This window comes from Micromonospora sicca (assembly GCF_003172935.1).
Classification (GTDB): domain Bacteria; phylum Actinomycetota; class Actinomycetes; order Mycobacteriales; family Micromonosporaceae; genus Micromonospora; species Micromonospora sicca.
Genome location: NZ_QGKS01000532.1, coordinates 1 through 1,247 on the forward strand (window position 1 = coordinate 1; position 1,247 = coordinate 1,247).

The following is a 1,247-nucleotide window of genomic DNA, read 5'->3' on the forward strand; positions in this document are numbered from 1 at the left end:
GCGTGGGCTGTTCGGGCGCCCCGGCCTGGCCGGGGCCGGCCTGCGCGGGCACCGCGGCGGCCCGCGGGGCGGCGGCCGGCTTCAGCCAGGTCGGCTGCCCGGCGACGACCAGCACCACGGCGTCGCAGGCGTCGGCGACCGCGCGGTTGGTCGCGCCCAGCGCGTCGGTGAACGCCCGGCCGAGCGGGGTGGTCGGCACCAGGGAGAGCCCGACCTCCGGGGTGACCAGCACGACCCGCGCGGCGCTCGCCCGGATCGCCGCCGCCAGTTCCGTCACGGTCGCGGTGTCGTCGGCCGGCTGGTGGGCCGGGTCGAGCAGCACGGTCACCCAGCCGCCGAGGTCGTCGACGAGCAGCGTCTCGTTCGACCCGGCGGCGGCGATGACGTCGGCCAGCCGGCGCGGGTCGTCGGCCGTCTCCTCGGTCGTCCAGCTGCCCGGCCGCCGGGCCCGGTGGGCCGCCAGGCGGGTCGCCCACTCGGTGTCCTCCGGGTCCCCAGCGGGCGCGGTGGCCACGTAGCGGACCGTCGGTGCGTCGGCGACCAGCGATTCCGCGAACTCGGACTTGCCGGACCGGATACCGCCGAGCACCAGGAGCGTGTTCCACCCGTCAACGGACATGCCCGTACCTTAAAGCCGCCCGGCGGGTCGCCGCCCGCCGCCCCGTACGCCGCCCGGCCGGCGGACGACGTGCCGGCCGGTCCGGGCGGCGGGGCTCAACCGCAGTGCTCGAAGGGGCTGCCGTAGCTGGCCCCGGCCACCGCGCCGCCCCATTTCACGCAGGCCCCCGCGGCGCTCGCCCGGACCGGGCCGGCGTAGTACTCGAACGCGCCGCTGTCGATGCTGCGGGCCTTCCCCTGCACCTCCAGGTACGCCGAGACGGTGGTGGCCCGGCCGACGTCGGTGTCCTTGAGGGTGACCACGCAGTTGTAGCCGTTGCCGGCGTTGTAGAGCAGGTAGACCCGGCCCCTGCGGGTCCCGCCCGCGGTCAGCGCCGCCGAGTCGATCACCTGGTAGCCGCTGCCGCACGCCTGACCGGCCGTGTACGGGTTGGGCTTCTCCGGCGCGCTCGTGGTGCCGGTCGGCTTCGGCGTACCGGTCGCGCCGCCGGCCGGCCGGCTCGCCGCCGGGGCGGCCGTCGGGCCGGTCACCGGGTCCGTGCCGCGGGTCGGCGCGGCCGACGGGGACCGGCTGGCCCGGCCGGTGTGGCTCGGCGTCGCCCTCGGCGCCGCCCTGGCGGTCGCCGAAC

General features: G+C 78.0%; 3 protein-coding genes. 1 reads left to right on the plus strand and 2 read right to left on the minus strand.

Features of this window, described 5'->3' with window-relative positions; all coding sequences use genetic code 11:
* Positions 1–619 (minus strand): bifunctional adenosylcobinamide kinase/adenosylcobinamide-phosphate guanylyltransferase (locus tag DKT69_RS37250; protein WP_146231325.1); only part of this gene is annotated, 619 nt, incomplete at its 3' end.
* 95 nt (positions 620–714) lie between these two features.
* Positions 715–1,008 carry a hypothetical protein gene (locus tag DKT69_RS37255; RefSeq protein ID WP_109806036.1) on the minus strand — a complete coding sequence of 98 codons (294 nt, stop codon included), beginning with the start codon at positions 1,006–1,008 and terminating at the stop codon, positions 715–717.
* Between the two features lie 31 nt (positions 1,009–1,039).
* Between DKT69_RS37255 and DKT69_RS37260 the strand changes: the two genes are divergently transcribed.
* A partial coding sequence (locus tag DKT69_RS37260; protein ID WP_201750055.1) for a hypothetical protein occupies positions 1,040–1,247 on the plus strand: 208 nt, incomplete at its 3' end.